The sequence below is a fragment of the Pseudomonas sp. TSRC2-2 genome, assembly GCF_049897785.1.
Lineage (GTDB): Bacteria > Pseudomonadota > Gammaproteobacteria > Pseudomonadales > Pseudomonadaceae > Aquipseudomonas.
Map to the genome: position 1 here is coordinate 37076 of NZ_JAFCWZ010000001.1, position 14718 is coordinate 51793.

At 61.1% G+C, this 14718-nt stretch carries 15 protein-coding genes; 10 read left to right on the forward strand and 5 right to left on the reverse strand.

Going from position 1 to position 14718, the window contains the following annotated elements; translation table 11 throughout:
* The first annotated feature begins 262 nt into the window (after positions 1 to 262).
* The 4 genes from coxB (at position 263) to ACP7D9_RS00210 (ending at position 4653) form a co-directional block, all read left to right on the forward strand.
* A complete protein-coding gene (gene coxB / locus ACP7D9_RS00195; protein ID WP_101159648.1) occupies positions 263 to 1390 on the forward strand; it encodes a cytochrome c oxidase subunit II in 1128 nt (375 codons plus the stop codon).
* An 82-nt stretch (positions 1391 to 1472) separates the two neighbouring features.
* A complete protein-coding gene (gene ctaD, locus ACP7D9_RS00200; RefSeq protein ID WP_039757110.1) occupies positions 1473 to 3059 on the forward strand; it encodes a cytochrome c oxidase subunit I in 1587 nt (528 codons plus the stop codon).
* A gap of 129 nt (positions 3060 to 3188) precedes the next feature.
* A complete protein-coding gene (locus ACP7D9_RS00205) occupies positions 3189 to 3740 on the forward strand; it encodes a cytochrome c oxidase assembly protein (RefSeq protein ID WP_016772328.1) in 552 nt (183 codons plus the stop codon).
* A 25-nt stretch (positions 3741 to 3765) separates the two neighbouring features.
* Positions 3766 to 4653, forward strand: a complete 888-nt coding sequence (locus tag ACP7D9_RS00210) for a cytochrome c oxidase subunit 3 (protein WP_101159649.1) — start codon at positions 3766 to 3768, stop codon at positions 4651 to 4653.
* A gap of 9 nt (positions 4654 to 4662) precedes the next feature.
* On the opposite strand, the gene ACP7D9_RS00215 is transcribed toward ACP7D9_RS00210, so the two are convergent.
* Positions 4663 to 4866, reverse strand: coding sequence for a twin transmembrane helix small protein (locus ACP7D9_RS00215; RefSeq protein WP_101159650.1), 204 nt, complete (start codon positions 4864 to 4866; stop codon positions 4663 to 4665).
* Positions 4867 to 4936: 70 nt separating this feature from the next.
* Here ACP7D9_RS00215 and ACP7D9_RS00220 point away from each other — a divergent pair, with 70 nt between their 5' ends.
* The 5 genes from ACP7D9_RS00220 to ACP7D9_RS00240 are packed head-to-tail and all read left to right on the forward strand — an operon-like array spanning position 4937 to position 8845.
* Positions 4937 to 5677, forward strand: coding sequence for an SURF1 family protein (locus tag ACP7D9_RS00220; RefSeq protein WP_426154938.1), 741 nt, complete (start codon positions 4937 to 4939; stop codon positions 5675 to 5677).
* Positions 5643 to 6236 (forward strand): hypothetical protein, encoded by a 594-nt coding sequence (locus ACP7D9_RS00225; protein WP_426154940.1) that lies wholly within the window; start codon positions 5643 to 5645, stop codon positions 6234 to 6236. The genes ACP7D9_RS00220 and ACP7D9_RS00225 overlap by 35 nt, the downstream gene beginning before the upstream one ends.
* Positions 6237 to 6246: 10 nt before the next feature.
* Positions 6247 to 7326, forward strand: coding sequence for a COX15/CtaA family protein (locus tag ACP7D9_RS00230; protein ID WP_101159652.1), 1080 nt, complete (start codon positions 6247 to 6249; stop codon positions 7324 to 7326).
* Entirely contained in the window at positions 7314 to 8213 is a 900-nt protein-coding gene (gene cyoE / locus ACP7D9_RS00235; protein WP_101159653.1) for a heme o synthase, read from the forward strand. The genes ACP7D9_RS00230 and cyoE overlap by 13 nt, the downstream gene beginning before the upstream one ends.
* Positions 8210 to 8845, forward strand: a complete 636-nt coding sequence (locus tag ACP7D9_RS00240; protein WP_426154943.1) for an SCO family protein — start codon at positions 8210 to 8212, stop codon at positions 8843 to 8845. Before cyoE ends, ACP7D9_RS00240 begins: the two co-directional genes overlap by 4 nt.
* A gap of 173 nt (positions 8846 to 9018) precedes the next feature.
* Here the strand turns inward: ACP7D9_RS00240 and ACP7D9_RS00245 are convergent, their stop codons facing one another.
* The 3 genes from ACP7D9_RS00245 to ACP7D9_RS00255 all read right to left on the reverse strand — a co-directional run bounded on the left by ACP7D9_RS00245 (position 9019) and on the right by ACP7D9_RS00255 (position 11536).
* The gene (locus ACP7D9_RS00245; RefSeq protein WP_101159656.1) at positions 9019 to 9789 is read right to left on the reverse strand and encodes a MetQ/NlpA family ABC transporter substrate-binding protein; all 771 of its coding nucleotides are present in this window, start codon (positions 9787 to 9789) and stop codon (positions 9019 to 9021) included.
* Between the two features lie 65 nt (positions 9790 to 9854).
* Entirely contained in the window at positions 9855 to 10529 is a 675-nt protein-coding gene (locus ACP7D9_RS00250; RefSeq protein ID WP_101159657.1) for a methionine ABC transporter permease, read from the reverse strand.
* Positions 10529 to 11536 (reverse strand): methionine ABC transporter ATP-binding protein, encoded by a 1008-nt coding sequence (locus ACP7D9_RS00255; protein WP_101159658.1) that lies wholly within the window; start codon positions 11534 to 11536, stop codon positions 10529 to 10531. Before ACP7D9_RS00255 ends, ACP7D9_RS00250 begins: the two co-directional genes overlap by 1 nt.
* A gap of 262 nt (positions 11537 to 11798) precedes the next feature.
* Between ACP7D9_RS00255 and katE the strand changes: the two genes are divergently transcribed.
* Positions 11799 to 13940, forward strand: a complete 2142-nt coding sequence (katE, locus tag ACP7D9_RS00260) for a catalase HPII (RefSeq protein WP_101159659.1) — start codon at positions 11799 to 11801, stop codon at positions 13938 to 13940.
* Between the two features lie 46 nt (positions 13941 to 13986).
* Here katE and ACP7D9_RS00265 read toward each other — a convergent pair whose 3' ends face one another.
* Positions 13987 to 14700 carry a PA5502 family lipoprotein gene (locus ACP7D9_RS00265; protein WP_101159660.1) on the reverse strand — a complete coding sequence of 238 codons (714 nt, stop codon included), beginning with the start codon at positions 14698 to 14700 and terminating at the stop codon, positions 13987 to 13989.
* Positions 14701 to 14718: the final 18 nt, after the last annotated feature.

A 14718-nucleotide genomic window follows, 5' to 3' on the forward strand; every position in this document is an offset into this window, starting at 1 on the left:
GTTATATCCATTTGCCACCACTCGTCTGCATCCTTCTCCATTCGGGCACTTGAACGCAAGCGGCGGTTGTTTCAGCTCATTGACGTGCGCGGGTTGCAATTCCCGGGCGCTGTCTATACTCGCCAATGAATGGAGTTAGCTGATGACGCCCGACTGCACCCGCAGCAAGGCCCGGCGATTCAAGTTCGTAGTCTGATGCAGCCGCTCCCTTGCCGCAGGCGATACGCCGGCGGGATAACAAGAACGATAAGGGGAACCCGCAATGATGCGACATCCACATGTCTGGATGGGCCTCCTGTTGTGGTCGATATTCAGCCAGGCCAACGCCGCCTGGACAGTGAATATGGCGCCTGGAGCGACTGAAATCAGTCACGCAGTATTCGACCTGCACATGACCATTTTCTGGATTTGTGTGGTGATCGGGGTCATCGTCTTCGGCGCCATGTTCTGGTCGATGATGGTACACCGCCGCTCCACCGGCCAGGTCGCGGCGAAATTCCATGAAAGCACCGGCGTCGAGATCATGTGGACTGTCGTGCCGCTGCTGATTCTGGTGGCCATGGCCGTTCCCGCCACCGCGACGCTGATCAAGATGTACGACACCAGCGAGCCGGACATCGATATCCAGGTCACCGGTTATCAGTGGAAGTGGCACTACAAATATCTGGGCCAGGATGTCGAGTTCTTCAGCAACCTGGCCACCCCCGCCGAGCAGATCCACAACAAGCAAGCCAAGGGCGAGCATTACTTGCTCGAAGTCGACAAGCCGCTGGTGCTGCCGGTCGGCGCCAAGGTGCGCTTCCTCGTCACTTCCGCCGACGTTATTCACTCATGGTGGGTGCCGGCGTTTGCGGTCAAGCGCGATGCGATCCCCGGTTTCGTCAACGAAGCCTGGACCCGTATCGACAAGCCCGGCCTCTACCGTGGCCAGTGCGCCGAACTGTGCGGCAAGGATCACGGCTTCATGCCGATCGTGGTCGAGGTCAAGGAGCAGGCCGACTACGAAAAATGGCTCGCCGAGCGCAAGGCCGAAGCCGCGCAGCTCAAAGAGCTGACCAGCAAGGAATGGACTCTCGACGAACTCAAGGAGCGCGGCGACAAGGTCTACCACACCACTTGCGTGGCCTGTCACCAGGCTGAGGGCCAGGGCCTGCCGCCGATGTTCCCGGCGCTCAAAGGCTCGAAAATCGCTACCGGGCCGATCAAGGATCACCTGGGCATCGTCTTCCACGGTAAACCCGGCACCGCCATGGCGGCGTTCGGCAAGCAGCTGTCGGAAGTCGACATCGCGGCGGTCGTGACTTACGAACGTAACGCCTGGGGCAACAACAAGGGCGACATGGTCACGCCTAAAGAAGTGCTGGAGCTGAAACAGGCGGAAAGCCAATGAGCCGGTCAATTGCGTACTCCGTGAACCGGTCGGGGCCGCACGCCCCGGCCTGCCCCGTCCACTTTCGTGAAGGAGACCGGCCATGAGCGCTGTCATCGATGACCACGGTCATGCCGACCACGCCCACGGCCCCGCCAAAGGCCTGATGCGCTGGGTGCTGACCACCAACCACAAAGACATCGGCACGCTGTACTTGTGGTTCGCGTTCTGCATGTTCCTGCTCGGCGGCTCGTTCGCCATGGTCATTCGTGCCGAGCTGTTCCAGCCCGGCCTGCAGATCGTCCAGCCGGAATTCTTCAACCAGATGACCACCATGCATGGCCTGGTGATGGTCTTCGGTGCGGTGATGCCAGCATTCGTCGGCCTCGCCAACTGGATGATCCCGCTGATGATCGGCGCGCCGGACATGGCCCTGCCGCGGATGAACAACTTCAGTTTCTGGCTGTTGCCGGCGGCTTTTCTGCTGCTGGTATCGACGCTGTTCACCCCGGGCGGCGGGCCGAATTTCGGCTGGACCTTCTACGCGCCGCTATCGACGACCTACGCACCGGAAAGCGTGACGTTCTTCATCTTCGCCATTCACTTGATGGGCATCAGCTCGATCATGGGCGCGATCAACGTGGTCGCGACCATCCTTAACCTGCGCGCCCCCGGCATGACCCTGATGAAAATGCCGCTGTTCGTCTGGACCTGGCTGATCACCGCATTTCTGCTGATTGCAGTGATGCCGGTGCTGGCCGGGTGCGTGACGATGATGCTGATGGACATTCACTTCGGCACCAGTTTCTTCAGCGCTGCCGGCGGTGGTGACCCGGTGCTGTTTCAGCATGTGTTCTGGTTCTTCGGCCACCCCGAGGTGTACATCATGATCCTGCCGGCGTTCGGCGCGGTCAGCCAGATCATCCCGACCTTCGCGCGCAAGCCGCTGTTCGGCTACACCTCGATGGTTTACGCCACGGCGAGCATCGCGTTTCTGTCGTTTATCGTCTGGGCGCACCACATGTTTGTGGTCGGCATTCCGCTGGTGGGCGAATTGTTCTTCATGTACGCGACCATGCTGATCGCCGTGCCGACCGGGGTGAAAGTCTTCAACTGGGCCAGCACCATGTGGCAGGGCTCGATGACCTTCGAGACACCGATGCTGTTTGCCGTGGCGTTCGTGATCCTGTTTTCCATCGGCGGCTTCTCCGGGCTGATGCTGGCGATTGCCCCGGCGGACTTCCAGTACCAGGACACCTACTTCGTCGTCGCGCACTTCCACTATGTGCTGGTGCCCGGGGCGATCTTCGGCATCTTCGCCTCGGCGTATTACTGGCTGCCGAAATGGACCGGGCACATGTACGACGAAACCCTCGGCAAACTGCATTTCTGGCTGTCGTTCGTCGGCATGAACCTGACCTTCTTCCCGATGCACTTCGTGGGTCTTGCGGGCATGCCGCGACGCATTCCGGACTACAACCTGCAATTCGCCGATTTCAACATGGTCTCGTCGATCGGCGCGTTCATGTTCGGCGCCACGCAGATCTTCTTCCTCTTCATCGTCATCAAGACCATCCGTGGCGGCGCGCCGGCCCCGGCGAAACCGTGGGATGGCGCCGAAGGCCTGGAGTGGAGCGTGCCGTCACCGGCGCCGTATCACACCTTTACCACGCCGCCGGAAGTGAAATGAAACGCCTGGCTTCTGTGGGACGGGGCTTGCTCCCGAATGCCATTTTTCATTCAACAGTTGAGTTGACTGATCCGACGCATTCGCGAACAAGCCCCCTCCCACAGGGGTTCTCGATTGAGGATTGGAACCATGGCTGACTCGATCTCGCTGAAGAAACTGGTCACGCGCCTGCTGTTGGTCGTGGTGGCGATGTTCGTCTTCGGCTTCGCCCTGGTGCCGATCTATGACGTGATGTGCAAGGCCTTCGGCATCAACGGCAAGACCGGCGGCCAGTACGCGGGAGAGCAAGTGGTCGACACCTCGCGCCAGGTGCGCGTGCAGTTTCTCTCGACCAACACCGCCGACATGCCGTGGGACTTTTATCCCAAGCATGACGAACTGACCGCCAATCCCGGCGCGGTCAACGAGATGGTGTTCATCGCGCGCAACCCCACCGACAAACCGATGAGCGCGCAAGCGGTACCGAGCATCGCGCCGAGCAACGCGGCGGCGTTTTTCCACAAGACCGAATGCTTTTGTTTTACCCAGCAGGTGCTGCAACCCGGTGAACAGATCGAGATGCCCGTGCGTTTCATCGTTGACCGCGACATGCCCAAGGAAGTGAAGCACCTGACGCTGTCCTACACGCTGTTCGATATCACCGCCCGACATCCACCGGTGGCTGTTAATACCGGCGGTTGAGCGTGGCCGATAAGGAGAACAATAAATGGCAACTCATGAGCATTATTACGTCCCGGCCCAGAGCAAATGGCCGATCATCGCCACGCTCGGGATGTTCGTCACCGTGTACGGCCTCGCCACCTGGTTCAACGATCTGAAGGCGGCACGCCCGGATTCCCACGGCCCGCTGATCTTTTTCGTCGGTGGCCTGCTGCTCGCGTACATGCTGTTCGGCTGGTTCGGTGCGGTGATCAAGGAAAGTCGCGCGGGGCTTTACAGCCCGCAGCTGGACCGCTCGTTCCGCTGGGGCATGAGCTGGTTCATCTTTTCCGAAGTGATGTTCTTTGTCGCCTTCTTCGGCGCGCTGTTTTATATCCGCACGGTTTCCGCGCCGGGTCTGGCGGGCGAAGGCAGCAAGGGCGTGTCGCAAATGCTCTGGCCGAATTTCGAGTACGTCTGGCCACTGCTGAACAACCCGGACCCGAAACTGTTCCCGCCGCCCAAAGACGTTATTAGCCCGTGGGGCCTGCCGCTGATCAACACCATTCTGCTGGTCAGCTCCAGCGTGACCATCACCATCGCCCACCACGCCTTGAAGAAGGGCCATCGCGGCGCACTGAAATTGTGGCTGGCGATCACCGTGCTGCTGGGCATCGCGTTTTTGGGTTTCCAGGCCGAGGAATACATCCACGCCTACAAAGAGCTGGGGCTGACCCTCGGCTCGGGCATCTACGGCGCGACGTTCTTCATGCTCACCGGGTTCCACGGCGCCCACGTGACCATCGGCACGATCATTCTGTTCGTGATGCTGATGCGGATCATGAAGGGCCACTTCGACAACGAACACCAGTTCGGCTTCGAAGCAGCGAGCTGGTATTGGCACTTCGTCGACGTGGTGTGGATCGGTCTGTTCTTCTTCGTCTATGTGCTCTGAACGCCGACGCTACCAGGGCGCATGCGACACCAACTGGCCGCTGTAGAAACCCCAGGCCATCAAGCCGACGGTGAACACGGCCAGTGCCACCCGAACACTCAAGGCGATGACCAGCCGATGGGAGCTGCTGTCGTCCTTGACCAGGAAAAACAGGCCGCTGAACAGACTGACGACCGTGGCAATCAGCATCAGGGCGATCGCTGCTTTGAACATGGCATGACTCCGGGGGACAGGCGATGCACTTGAGTATAGCGATCGCGATGACTGACTTTATGGCGCGGCCATGAAGCACTTTCGCCCGGGCGTGATCCCCACCGTGGTGGTCGCGTTGTTGCTGCCGCTGATGGTTGCGCTGGGCTTCTGGCAACTGGGCCGGGGCGCTGAGAAAAGCGCGCTGCTGGCCAGTTATGCCGAACGTCGCGTGGCCGAACCGATGGCCAGCAGTGAACTCGCAACCAGCGCCGATCCGGCTTATCGCCGCGTGCACCTGCACGGCCAGTTCGACCCCGCCCACACGCTGTTGCTCGACAATCGCCAGCGTGGCGGCAAGGTCGGCGTCGAATTGCTGCAACCGTTTCAGGATCAACGCAGCGGCCTCTGGCTGCTGGTCAATCGCGGCTGGCTGCCATGGCCCGATCGGCGCGTGCCGCCGCAATTCACGACACCGGCCGAGGCGCTGACGCTCGACGCCTGGGTCTATGTCGCCCCCGGCGCAACGTTCCAGTTGCACGCCGATCCGGTCAGCAGTGTCTGGCCGCAAACCATCACCGCCGTCGAGCCGGGCAAATTGTGGCAAACCCTGGAGCGCGACGGTTTCGCCTTTGAGCTGCGCGCCGAACCCGGCCCGGCCAGCTATCAGACCGATTGGCCGGTAGTCGCGATGGGCCCGGAAAAACACCTCGGCTATGCCGTGCAATGGTTTGCCATGGCCACGGCCCTGCTTGGGCTTTACCTCTATTTGGGCTGGCACAACGCAAAGGAGAAACGCCATGGGAAGCGCCATGAATCCACCCAGCATGTCTGAGGCCAAACCTGCTCCCAGCCGTCGGCGCGGGCGCATTCAATTGCTGTTGATTGTGCTCGGCGTAGTCGGGCCGATGCTGCTCGCCACCGGCATGTACAAGTTGCAATTCTGGGTGCCGGAAGGACGCAGCTACCACGGCGAGCTGATCGGCAACGGCCAGACCCGCGCCGACCTTGGCGTGCAGGCCGATGAGCAGCGCTGGCAGATTCTGGTCACGGCGCCAAAGGATTGCGCAGTCGACTGCCAGCAACTGGTGTACCTGGCCCGGCAGATCCAGATCAGCCTCGGCCGCGAAGCCGGACGCGCCAGCCATGCGCTCGCCGCCGCGCAACCATTGAGCGCCGAGTACGACGGCAAACTCGATCGCGAATACCCGCAACTGCAGCGTTATCCACTGGATGCCGGCGTGTTCGCCAGGACCAACGGCGACAAAGCCTTGCCGCAGCTGTGGATCGTCGACCCGCACGGCAATCTGGTGCTGCGCTACGAGCCGAACGTGAAGGGCAAGGATCTGCTCAACGACCTGCGTCATCTGCTGAAACTGTCGAACATCGGATAAGGGCATCGTCATGGCCAAACCTGGATTTCGCCTCGCGCTGTTTGCCACCCTGCTGGCACTGATTGTGGTGCTGCTCGGCGCCTATACGCGCCTGACCCACGCAGGCCTCGGCTGCCCCGACTGGCCGGGCTGCTACGGGTTTATCAGCGTGCCGAAAAGCGAGGCGCAACTGGCCCATGCCGAACTGCATTTCCCGGATGCGCCAGTGGAGGCGCACAAGGGCTGGAACGAGATGATCCACCGCTATTTCGCCGGCACCCTCGGGTTGCTGATTTCGGTATTGGCCGGGCGCGCCTGGGTAAACCGGCGCCATCCGGGCCAACCGGTGAAACTGCCGCTGTTTCTGCTGGCGGTGGTCATCGCTCAGGCCGCATTCGGCATGTGGACGGTGACGCTCAAGCTCTGGCCGCAAGTGGTTACCGGGCATTTGCTCGGCGGCTTCGCCACGTTGAGTCTGCTGTTTCTGTTGACGCTGAGGTTGTCCGGCGTGCTGCCGGCACTGACGGTGCCCAAACGCCTGCAATATTGGGCGACGGCGGGGCTGCTGTTGGTAATCGGCCAGATTGCGCTGGGCGGCTGGGTCAGCTCCAACTACGCAGCGGTGGCCTGCATCGACTTCCCCACCTGCCACGGCCAATGGCTGCCGCCGGCGGACTTCGCCAATGGCTTTCATCTGACCCAGCACATCGGCCCGAACTATCTCGGCGGCCAACTGGACAGCGACGCGCGCACGGCGATTCATCTGACACACCGCATCGGCGCTTTGCTGGTGACAGTCGTGCTGCTCGGTCTGGCCTGGCAATTGAAGGTGGTGGGCATGACGCGTCTGGCTGGCTTGCTGCTGATCGCCCTCGCCGCGCAGATCGCCCTCGGTATCAGTAACGTGCTGTTTCATCTGCCGCTGCCAGTGGCCGTCGCCCACAACGCCGGCGGTGCGGCGCTGTTGCTGACCTTGGTACTGGTCAATTACCACGCGCGCACCAGTCTGCTGCGGGTGACCCAACCGGTGCTGGCGCGCTGGCGCTTGGGTGCGCACAAACCTGCCGTCGCGCCCATCGCATTGAAAGGGGAAACGCCATGGCGAGTCTGATCGGCGAACGTGCGACGCAAGCGCTGTGGCGCGATTATCTGGAGCTGACCAAGCCGAAAGTCGTGGTGCTGATGCTGATCACCTCGCTGGTCGGCATGTTCCTCGCCACCCGAGCGGGCGTGCCGTGGACGGTGCTGGTTTTTGGCAATCTGGGCATTGCCTTGTGCGCCGGCGGTGCGGCGGCCGTCAATCATGTGGTCGATCGGCGCATCGATGCGGTGATGGCGCGCACGCACAAACGGCCACTGGCCGAAGGCCGGGTTTCACCTGCGGCGGCGCTGACATTTGCGTTGCTGCTGGCGTTGCTCGGCCAGGCGCTGCTGCTGACGTTCACCAATCAATTGACCGCATGGCTGACCCTCGCCTCGCTGCTCGGCTACGCGGTGATCTACACCGGCTTCCTCAAACGCGCGACGCCGCAGAACATCGTCATCGGCGGCCTCGCTGGCGCCGCCCCGCCGCTGCTCGGCTGGACCGCCGCTACCGGCCATGTCAGCGCCGAACCATTGCTGCTGGTGCTGATCATCTTCGCCTGGACCCCGCCACATTTCTGGGCGCTGGCGATTCATCGCAAGGAGGAATACGCCAAGGCCGACATTCCGATGCTGCCGGTGACCCACGGCGAGCACTACACCAAAGTGCACATTCTGCTGTACACCTTCGCGCTGCTGGCGGTGAGTCTGCTGCCGTACGTGATTCACATGAGCGGCGTGCTGTATCTGGTCTGTGCGCTGGCGTTGGGCGCGAGGTTTCTGCAATGGGCCGTGGTGCTGTACCGTGGCACTCGGCCGCACGCGGCGATCAACACCTTCAAGTACTCTATTTATTACTTGTTCCTGTTGTTCATCGCCCTGCTCGTAGACCACTACTTACTGTTGAACCTATGACCCGAACCCAGAAAACCGTCTTCATCCTCGCTGCCGTGATCGCACTGATTCTCGGGCTTACCGTCAACAAGGTGCTGAGCGGCAAAGGTCAGGGCGACCCGACTGCGCTGATCGACGCCGGGATCATCCTGCTGCCACAGAGCCGCAATCTGCCGGACGTGACCATGACCGATCAGGACGGCAAACCGGTGGCGATCGATGAGTTGAAAGGCAAGTGGAGTCTGTTGTTCTTCGGCTACACCTTCTGCCCGGACATCTGCCCGACCACCCTGGCGCAACTGCGGCAGATCAAGAGTGAACTGCCGAAAGAGGCTGTGGATAAATTGCAGATCGTGCTGGTCAGCGTTGACCCCAACCGCGATACGCCGAAACAGCTGAAGCAGTATCTGGGCTACTTCGATCCGCAGTTCATTGGCCTGACGCCAACGTCGATCGAAGAGCTGCAAACAGTCGCGAATGCAGTGAGCATTCCGTTCATTCCCGCCGATACCAGCAAGCCGAATTACACCGTCGATCACAGTGGCAACCTGGCCGTGATCGGCCCGGACGGCACGCAGCGCGGGTTCATTCGGGCGCCGCTGAATAACGCCAAACTGGTGGCGCAGTTGCCGGGGATGCTTAACCGCAAGTAGTGACACCACTGATCCAGTGTGGAGCGGGCTTGCTCGCGAATGCGGTGGCTCAGATGAAGAAATGCTGGCTGATACACCGCTTTCGCGAGCAAGCCCGCTCCCACAGGGACGGTGTTTCAGGCACAAAAAAGGGGACGCTCATGGCGTCCCCTTTTTCATTGCCGCCGCCCCGATCAGAACGCCGGCAACACCGCGCCTTTGTACTTCTCGGTGATGAACTTTTTCACTTCCGGCGTGTGCAGCGCAGCCGCCAGTTTCTTCATCGCGTCGCTGTCCTTGTTGTCCGCGCGGGACACGAGGATGTTCACGTACGGCGAGTCGTTGCCTTCGATCACCAGCGCATCCTTGGACGGATCGAGCTTGGCTTCCAGCGCGTAGTTGGTGTTGATCAGCGCCAGATCGACCTGGGTCAGCACGCGCGGGATGGTCGCGGCTTCCAGCTCACGGAATTTCAGGTCTTTCGGGTTCTGCGCGATGTCCTTGATGGTCGACAGGATATTGGTCGGATCCTTCAGGGTGATCACGCCAGCCTTGGCCAGCAGCAACAGCGCACGGCCGCCGTTGGTGGCGTCGTTCGGGATCACCACGTTGGCGCCGCCCGGTAGATCCTTCAGGTCCTTGAGCTTGCTCGAGTACGCGCCCAGCGGCTCCAGGTGTACACCCGTCACGGCTACGAGATCGGTGCCCTTGGCCTTGTTGAATTCATCGAGATACGGCTGGTGCTGGAAGAAGTTGGCGTCCAGACGCTTTTCCGCGACCTGTACGTTCGGCTGAATGTAATCAGTGAAGACCTTGACCTTCAGATCCACGCCTTCTTTGGCCAGGGCCGGTTTGACGAATTCGAGGATTTCCGCGTGCGGCACCGGAGTGGCGGCAACGGTCAAGGTTTCGGCGTGGGCCGAGAATGCTGCGACGGCAGCGAAAGCAGCGATCAGTTTTTTCATTCAGCTAACTCCTTTTCCGGCGCCCGCCAGCGTGCGGCCAGCGCCTCATTGATGACCAGAACCGATTATTTGCGCGAGAAATGCACGACCAGACGATCGCCCACCATTTGCAGCACTTGCACAAGGATCAACAGCAGCACAACGGTGACGATCATCACGTCGGTCTGGAAACGCTGGTAGCCGAAACGGATCGCCAGGTCGCCCAGACCACCGGCGCCGACCACACCGGCCATCGCCGTGTAGGACACCAGTGTAATCGCTGTCACCGTAATCGCTGCGAAGATGCCCGGACGGGCTTCCGGCAGCAAGGCGTTCATGATGATCTGCCGCGTGGTCGCGCCCATCGACTGGGTGGCTTCGATGATGCCGCGATCGACCTCACGCAAGGCGGTTTCCACCAGCCGCGCGAAGAACGGCGTAGCGCCCACCACCAGCGGCGGAATCGCACCGGCCACGCCCAGCGAAGTGCCGGTGATCAGCACCGTGAACGGGATCATCACGATCAGCAGGATGATGAACGGCAGCGAACGCAGGATATTCACCGCCAGCGACATGATCGCGTACAGACCACGGTTTTCCAGCAACTGGCGCGGGCTGCAAAGAAACAGCAGCACACCCAGCGGCAAGCCGAGCAGCACGGTGAACAGCAGTGAACCGCCGAGCATCAGCATCGTGTCGCCGGTGGCCAGCCAGATTTCGTACCAGTCGATATTGGTGAAGAAACTGATCAGGTCTTCCATTAGCGCAATACCTCCATGTGAACGTCAGCGGCGGTGAAGCGGGCGAACGCCGCTTCCATGTCGCCACCGGTGACGGCGAGGGTCAATTGCCCGTAGGGAATGTCTTTGATGCGGTCGATGCGACCGGCAAGGATGCTGTAGTCGACGCCGGTTTCCCGGGCGACGGTACCGAGCAACGGCGCGTAGGTCGCTTCGCCCTGGAAGGTCAGACGCACGATCCGCCCCGGCACATGGGCGAAATCGTCACGCTGCTCGCTCTCGTCGATCTGCTCGCTTTCCTGCACGAAACGCTTGGTGGTCGGGTGCTGTGGATGCAGGAACACGTCGGCCACCGAACCCTGCTCGACGATCACCCCGGCGTCCATCACCGCGACCTGATCGCAGACGCGACGGATCACGTCCATCTCATGGGTGATCAGGACGATGGTCAGTTTCAGTTCGCGGTTGATCTCGGCCAGCAATTGCAAAACCGAGGCGGTGGTCTGCGGGTCGAGGGCGCTGGTGGCCTCGTCGCACAGCAGAATCTTTGGCTTGGTCGCCAGGGCGCGGGCGATGCCGACGCGCTGCTTCTGGCCGCCGGACAGTTGCGCCGGGTACTTTTTCGCGTGGTCGGACAGACCGACCCGCGCCAGCAACTCGGCCACGCGCTGGTTGATTTCACTGCTCGACAGCTCACCGGCCAGGGTCAGCGGCAAGGCAACGTTGTCGGCGACAGTCTTGGAGGCGAGCAGGTTGAAGTGCTGGAAGATCATCCCGACCTGCTGGCGGAAACGGCGCAGGCCGTTGGCGTCCAGTGCGGTGACTTCTTCGCCATCGACGATGATCTTGCCGCCACTGCAATCTTCCAGGCGATTGATCAGACGCAGCAGGGTACTTTTGCCCGCACCGGAATGGCCAATCAGGCCGAACACCTGACCGTTCTCGATGGCGAGACTGGTCGGGTGCAGCGCGGGAATATCCTTACCGGCGACGCGGTAAGTCTTGTGGACGTTTTGAAACTCGATCACGTAGCGAACCTTGTGGGGCGCGTTGGAAAAGGATCAGCGGTTAGCCGGGCGCGCATTTTAGCCTGTCCGTATAGAGGTTCTTAGCATTTATTTCGCAATTAACCTTCAATTTGGCAATAACGCGATCAAAGGTCAGATAAACGGAACGGCTGAAACGCTCATCAGTCACTAAGTAAGCGACTTGAAACCCTGGGTGCCGTGCCCGGGAATCACTCAAGGGTCTGCGGAAGGCATCCGGGGCCAAACGAGGAGTTTACGTCTGATGAGCATCAAAAAGCCTGCACCCGATAAAAGCGAGATGGCCGGAACCGACACCCCGGATCGCGCCAACACCAACGCCAAGCTCGAGAGTCTTGAAGAATTCCGTTCCGACGCTACCGGTCAGGCACTGCGCACCAATCAGGGTGTGAAGATCGCGGACAACCAGAACACCCTTAAGGCCGGGCCGCGCGGGCCGTCGCTGCTGGAAGACTTCATCATGCGTGAAAAGATCACGCACTTTGACCATGAGCGGATTCCAGAGCGCATCGTCCATGCCCGCGGCACCGGCGCGCACGGTTTCTTTCAGAGTTACGAGAACCATGCAGCACTGACCAAGGCTGGTTTCCTACAGGATCCGGGCAAGAAAACCCCGGTGTTCGTGCGCTTTTCCACAGTTCAGGGACCACGTGGTTCCGGCGATACCGTGCGTGACGTGCGCGGCTTTGCGGTGAAATTCTTCACCGACGAAGGCAACTTCGACCTGGTCGGCAACAACATGCCGGTGTTCTTCATTCAGGACGCGATCAAGTTTCCCGACTTCGTTCACGCGGTGAAACCCGAGCCGCACAACGAAATCCCGACCGGCGGCTCGGCCCACGATACGTTCTGGGACTTCGTCTCGCTGGTGCCGGAATCGGCGCACATGGTGATCTGGGCGATGTCCGACCGGGCGATTCCGAAAAGCCTGCGCAGCATGCAGGGCTTCGGCGTGCACACCTTCCGCCTGATCAACGCCGAGGGCAAATCACGCTTCGTCAAATTCCACTGGCGCCCTACCGCCGGCACCTGCTCGCTGGTGTGGGACGAGGCGCAGAAGCTCGCCGGTAAAGACACCGACTATCACCGACGCGACCTGTGGGAAGCGATCGAGATGGGCGACTACCCGGAATGGGAACTCGGCGTGCAGATCGTCGAAGAAGAGAACGAACACGACTTCGACTTCGACATTCTCGACCCGACCAAAATCATCCCCGAAGAAATCGTGCCGATCACGCCGCTGGGCAAAATGACCCTCAACCGCAACCCGGACAACTTCTTCGCCGAAACCGAGCAGGTCGCCTTCTGCCCGGGCCACATCGTGCCAGGCATCGACTTCTCCAACGACCCGCTGCTGCAAGGTCGGCTGTTTTCCTATACCGACACGCAGATCAGCCGACTCGGTGGGCCGAACTTCCATGAGCTGCCGATCAACCGTCCGGTGGCGCCATTCCACAACGGCCAGCGTGACGCGCAGCACCGCACCACCATCGACAAGGGCCGTGCCTCTTATGAGCCGAACTCGATCGACGGTGGCTGGCCGAAAGAAACCCCGCCGGCCGCGCAGGACGGTGGTTTCGAGAGCTATCCGGAGCGCATCGACGCAGCGAAGATCCGCCAGCGCAGCGAGTCGTTCGGCGATCATTTCTCCCAGGCTCGCTTGTTCTTCAACAGCATGAGCGAGCACGAGAAAGAGCACATCATCGCTGCCTACAGCTTCGAGCTGGGCAAGGTCGAGCGTGAGTTCATCCGTGCCCGTGAAGTGAACGAGATCCTCGCCAATATCGACTTGACCCTGGCCAAACGCGTGGCGGAGAACCTCGGTTTGCCGGCGCCAGCCAAAGGTACGGTCGAAGTGCGCAAGACTTCGCTGGAGCAATCGCCAGCGCTGAGCCAGGCCAATCTGCTGCCAGGCAATATCAAGACGCGCAAAGTGGCGATCCTCGCGGCCAACGGTGTTGATGCTGCGGCCATCGAGGCAATGAAGAAAGCACTTGAAGCCGAAGGCGCCCACGCAAAACTGCTCGGCCCGACCTCGGCGCCAGTCAAAGCCGCTGACGGCAAGGCATTGCCGGTGGATGCTTCGATGGAAGGTATGCCATCAATCGCTTTCGACGCGGTGTTCGTGCCGGGTGGCGCAGCGTCGATTACCGCGTTGAGCGGCGACGGCGTGGCGTTGCATTACCTGCTCGAGGCCTACAAGCACCTGAAAGCGATCGCGCTGCACGGCGAGGCCAAGCAATTGCAGGACCTGTTGAAGCTGGATGCGGATGCGGGGTTGGTGCAGGGCGCGGATGTGGGGGCGTTGACCAAGCCGTTCTTCGCGGCGATTGGCGAGCATCGGGTCTGGGCGCGGGAGGCTAAGGCCAAGGCGATTCCAGCGTAAAAGCAAAAGATCGTCCGAAGGCTCGGGCCGCGTTCGGACGATCTTTTTATGGTTTACGCGGACTTAAAACCATCTGCGCTGGCACTGTGCGCAGGATCTGCTTCTCGATCTGCAAATCAAAATCAGGATCGAGCTTTTTGACTCGCTTGGTCAGCAAGGTCGCCAACCACGGATAATCCGCAGTCCGTGGAGCCTGGATGCTGACGGCGCAATCGTAATTCACCACATCGGCGGCGATCGCATCGAGTTGTCGCTGCAACTTGTGAATATCACCGATGTTCAACGCAACCGTGGTGCTCTCGGCTGTCGGGTCAATGACCTTGGCTTTTGGTCTGGCTTCAGCCGCCAATAACGCCGCTTCAGCCTTCTCCAGCTCGGCCTTGCGCGCTTCGGTGATCGCACCGTTGACCCCACCGGTCAGCGCGGGCGCCTTGGGCATCAAGGCGCGGGCACGGCTCAGCGCGGTGGCCGCAGCGTTGACATCACCTTTCTGCAGGACGATCTGGCTGCGGCGCAGGTACGCCTCAGCCAGCTGCCGCTGGTATTGCTCAAGGGACTGATCATTGGGGGTTGCGGCCTGCAACGCGGCCAACTGGTCTTCGGCGGTGGCCAGTTCGCTGCTGGCCAGGCTTTGCTCCAGCTGTGCGATGGCCGTAGCCCGCGCGTCCGGGACTTCAGCCACCGGCGGCGTGCTTTGGCAGGCGCCCAGCAGCACGGAAAATGCGACAAGGAGCAGATAACGGGAGGCGAACGGCTTCATTCCTGCGACTCTCTAATT

Excerpts from the sequence above, each read along its gene's own strand:
- coxB (WP_101159648.1), top strand. The coding sequence starts at position 263 with ATGATGCGACATCCACATGTCTGGATGGGCCTCCTGTTGTGGTCGATA.
- ctaD (WP_039757110.1), top strand. The coding sequence starts at position 1,473 with ATGAGCGCTGTCATCGATGACCACGGTCATGCCGACCACGCCCACGGC.
- ACP7D9_RS00205 (WP_016772328.1), top strand. The coding sequence starts at position 3,189 with ATGGCTGACTCGATCTCGCTGAAGAAACTGGTCACGCGCCTGCTGTTG.
- ACP7D9_RS00210 (WP_101159649.1), top strand. The coding sequence starts at position 3,766 with ATGGCAACTCATGAGCATTATTACGTCCCGGCCCAGAGCAAATGGCCG.
- ACP7D9_RS00215 (WP_101159650.1), bottom strand. The coding sequence starts at position 4,866 with ATGTTCAAAGCAGCGATCGCCCTGATGCTGATTGCCACGGTCGTCAGT.
- ACP7D9_RS00220 (WP_426154938.1), top strand. The coding sequence starts at position 4,937 with ATGAAGCACTTTCGCCCGGGCGTGATCCCCACCGTGGTGGTCGCGTTG.
- ACP7D9_RS00225 (WP_426154940.1), top strand. The coding sequence starts at position 5,643 with ATGGGAAGCGCCATGAATCCACCCAGCATGTCTGAGGCCAAACCTGCT.
- ACP7D9_RS00230 (WP_101159652.1), top strand. The coding sequence starts at position 6,247 with ATGGCCAAACCTGGATTTCGCCTCGCGCTGTTTGCCACCCTGCTGGCA.
- cyoE (WP_101159653.1), top strand. The coding sequence starts at position 7,314 with ATGGCGAGTCTGATCGGCGAACGTGCGACGCAAGCGCTGTGGCGCGAT.
- ACP7D9_RS00240 (WP_426154943.1), top strand. The coding sequence starts at position 8,210 with ATGACCCGAACCCAGAAAACCGTCTTCATCCTCGCTGCCGTGATCGCA.
- ACP7D9_RS00245 (WP_101159656.1), bottom strand. The coding sequence starts at position 9,789 with ATGAAAAAACTGATCGCTGCTTTCGCTGCCGTCGCAGCATTCTCGGCC.
- ACP7D9_RS00250 (WP_101159657.1), bottom strand. The coding sequence starts at position 10,529 with ATGGAAGACCTGATCAGTTTCTTCACCAATATCGACTGGTACGAAATC.
- katE (WP_101159659.1), top strand. The coding sequence starts at position 11,799 with ATGAGCATCAAAAAGCCTGCACCCGATAAAAGCGAGATGGCCGGAACC.
- ACP7D9_RS00265 (WP_101159660.1), bottom strand. The coding sequence starts at position 14,700 with ATGAAGCCGTTCGCCTCCCGTTATCTGCTCCTTGTCGCATTTTCCGTG.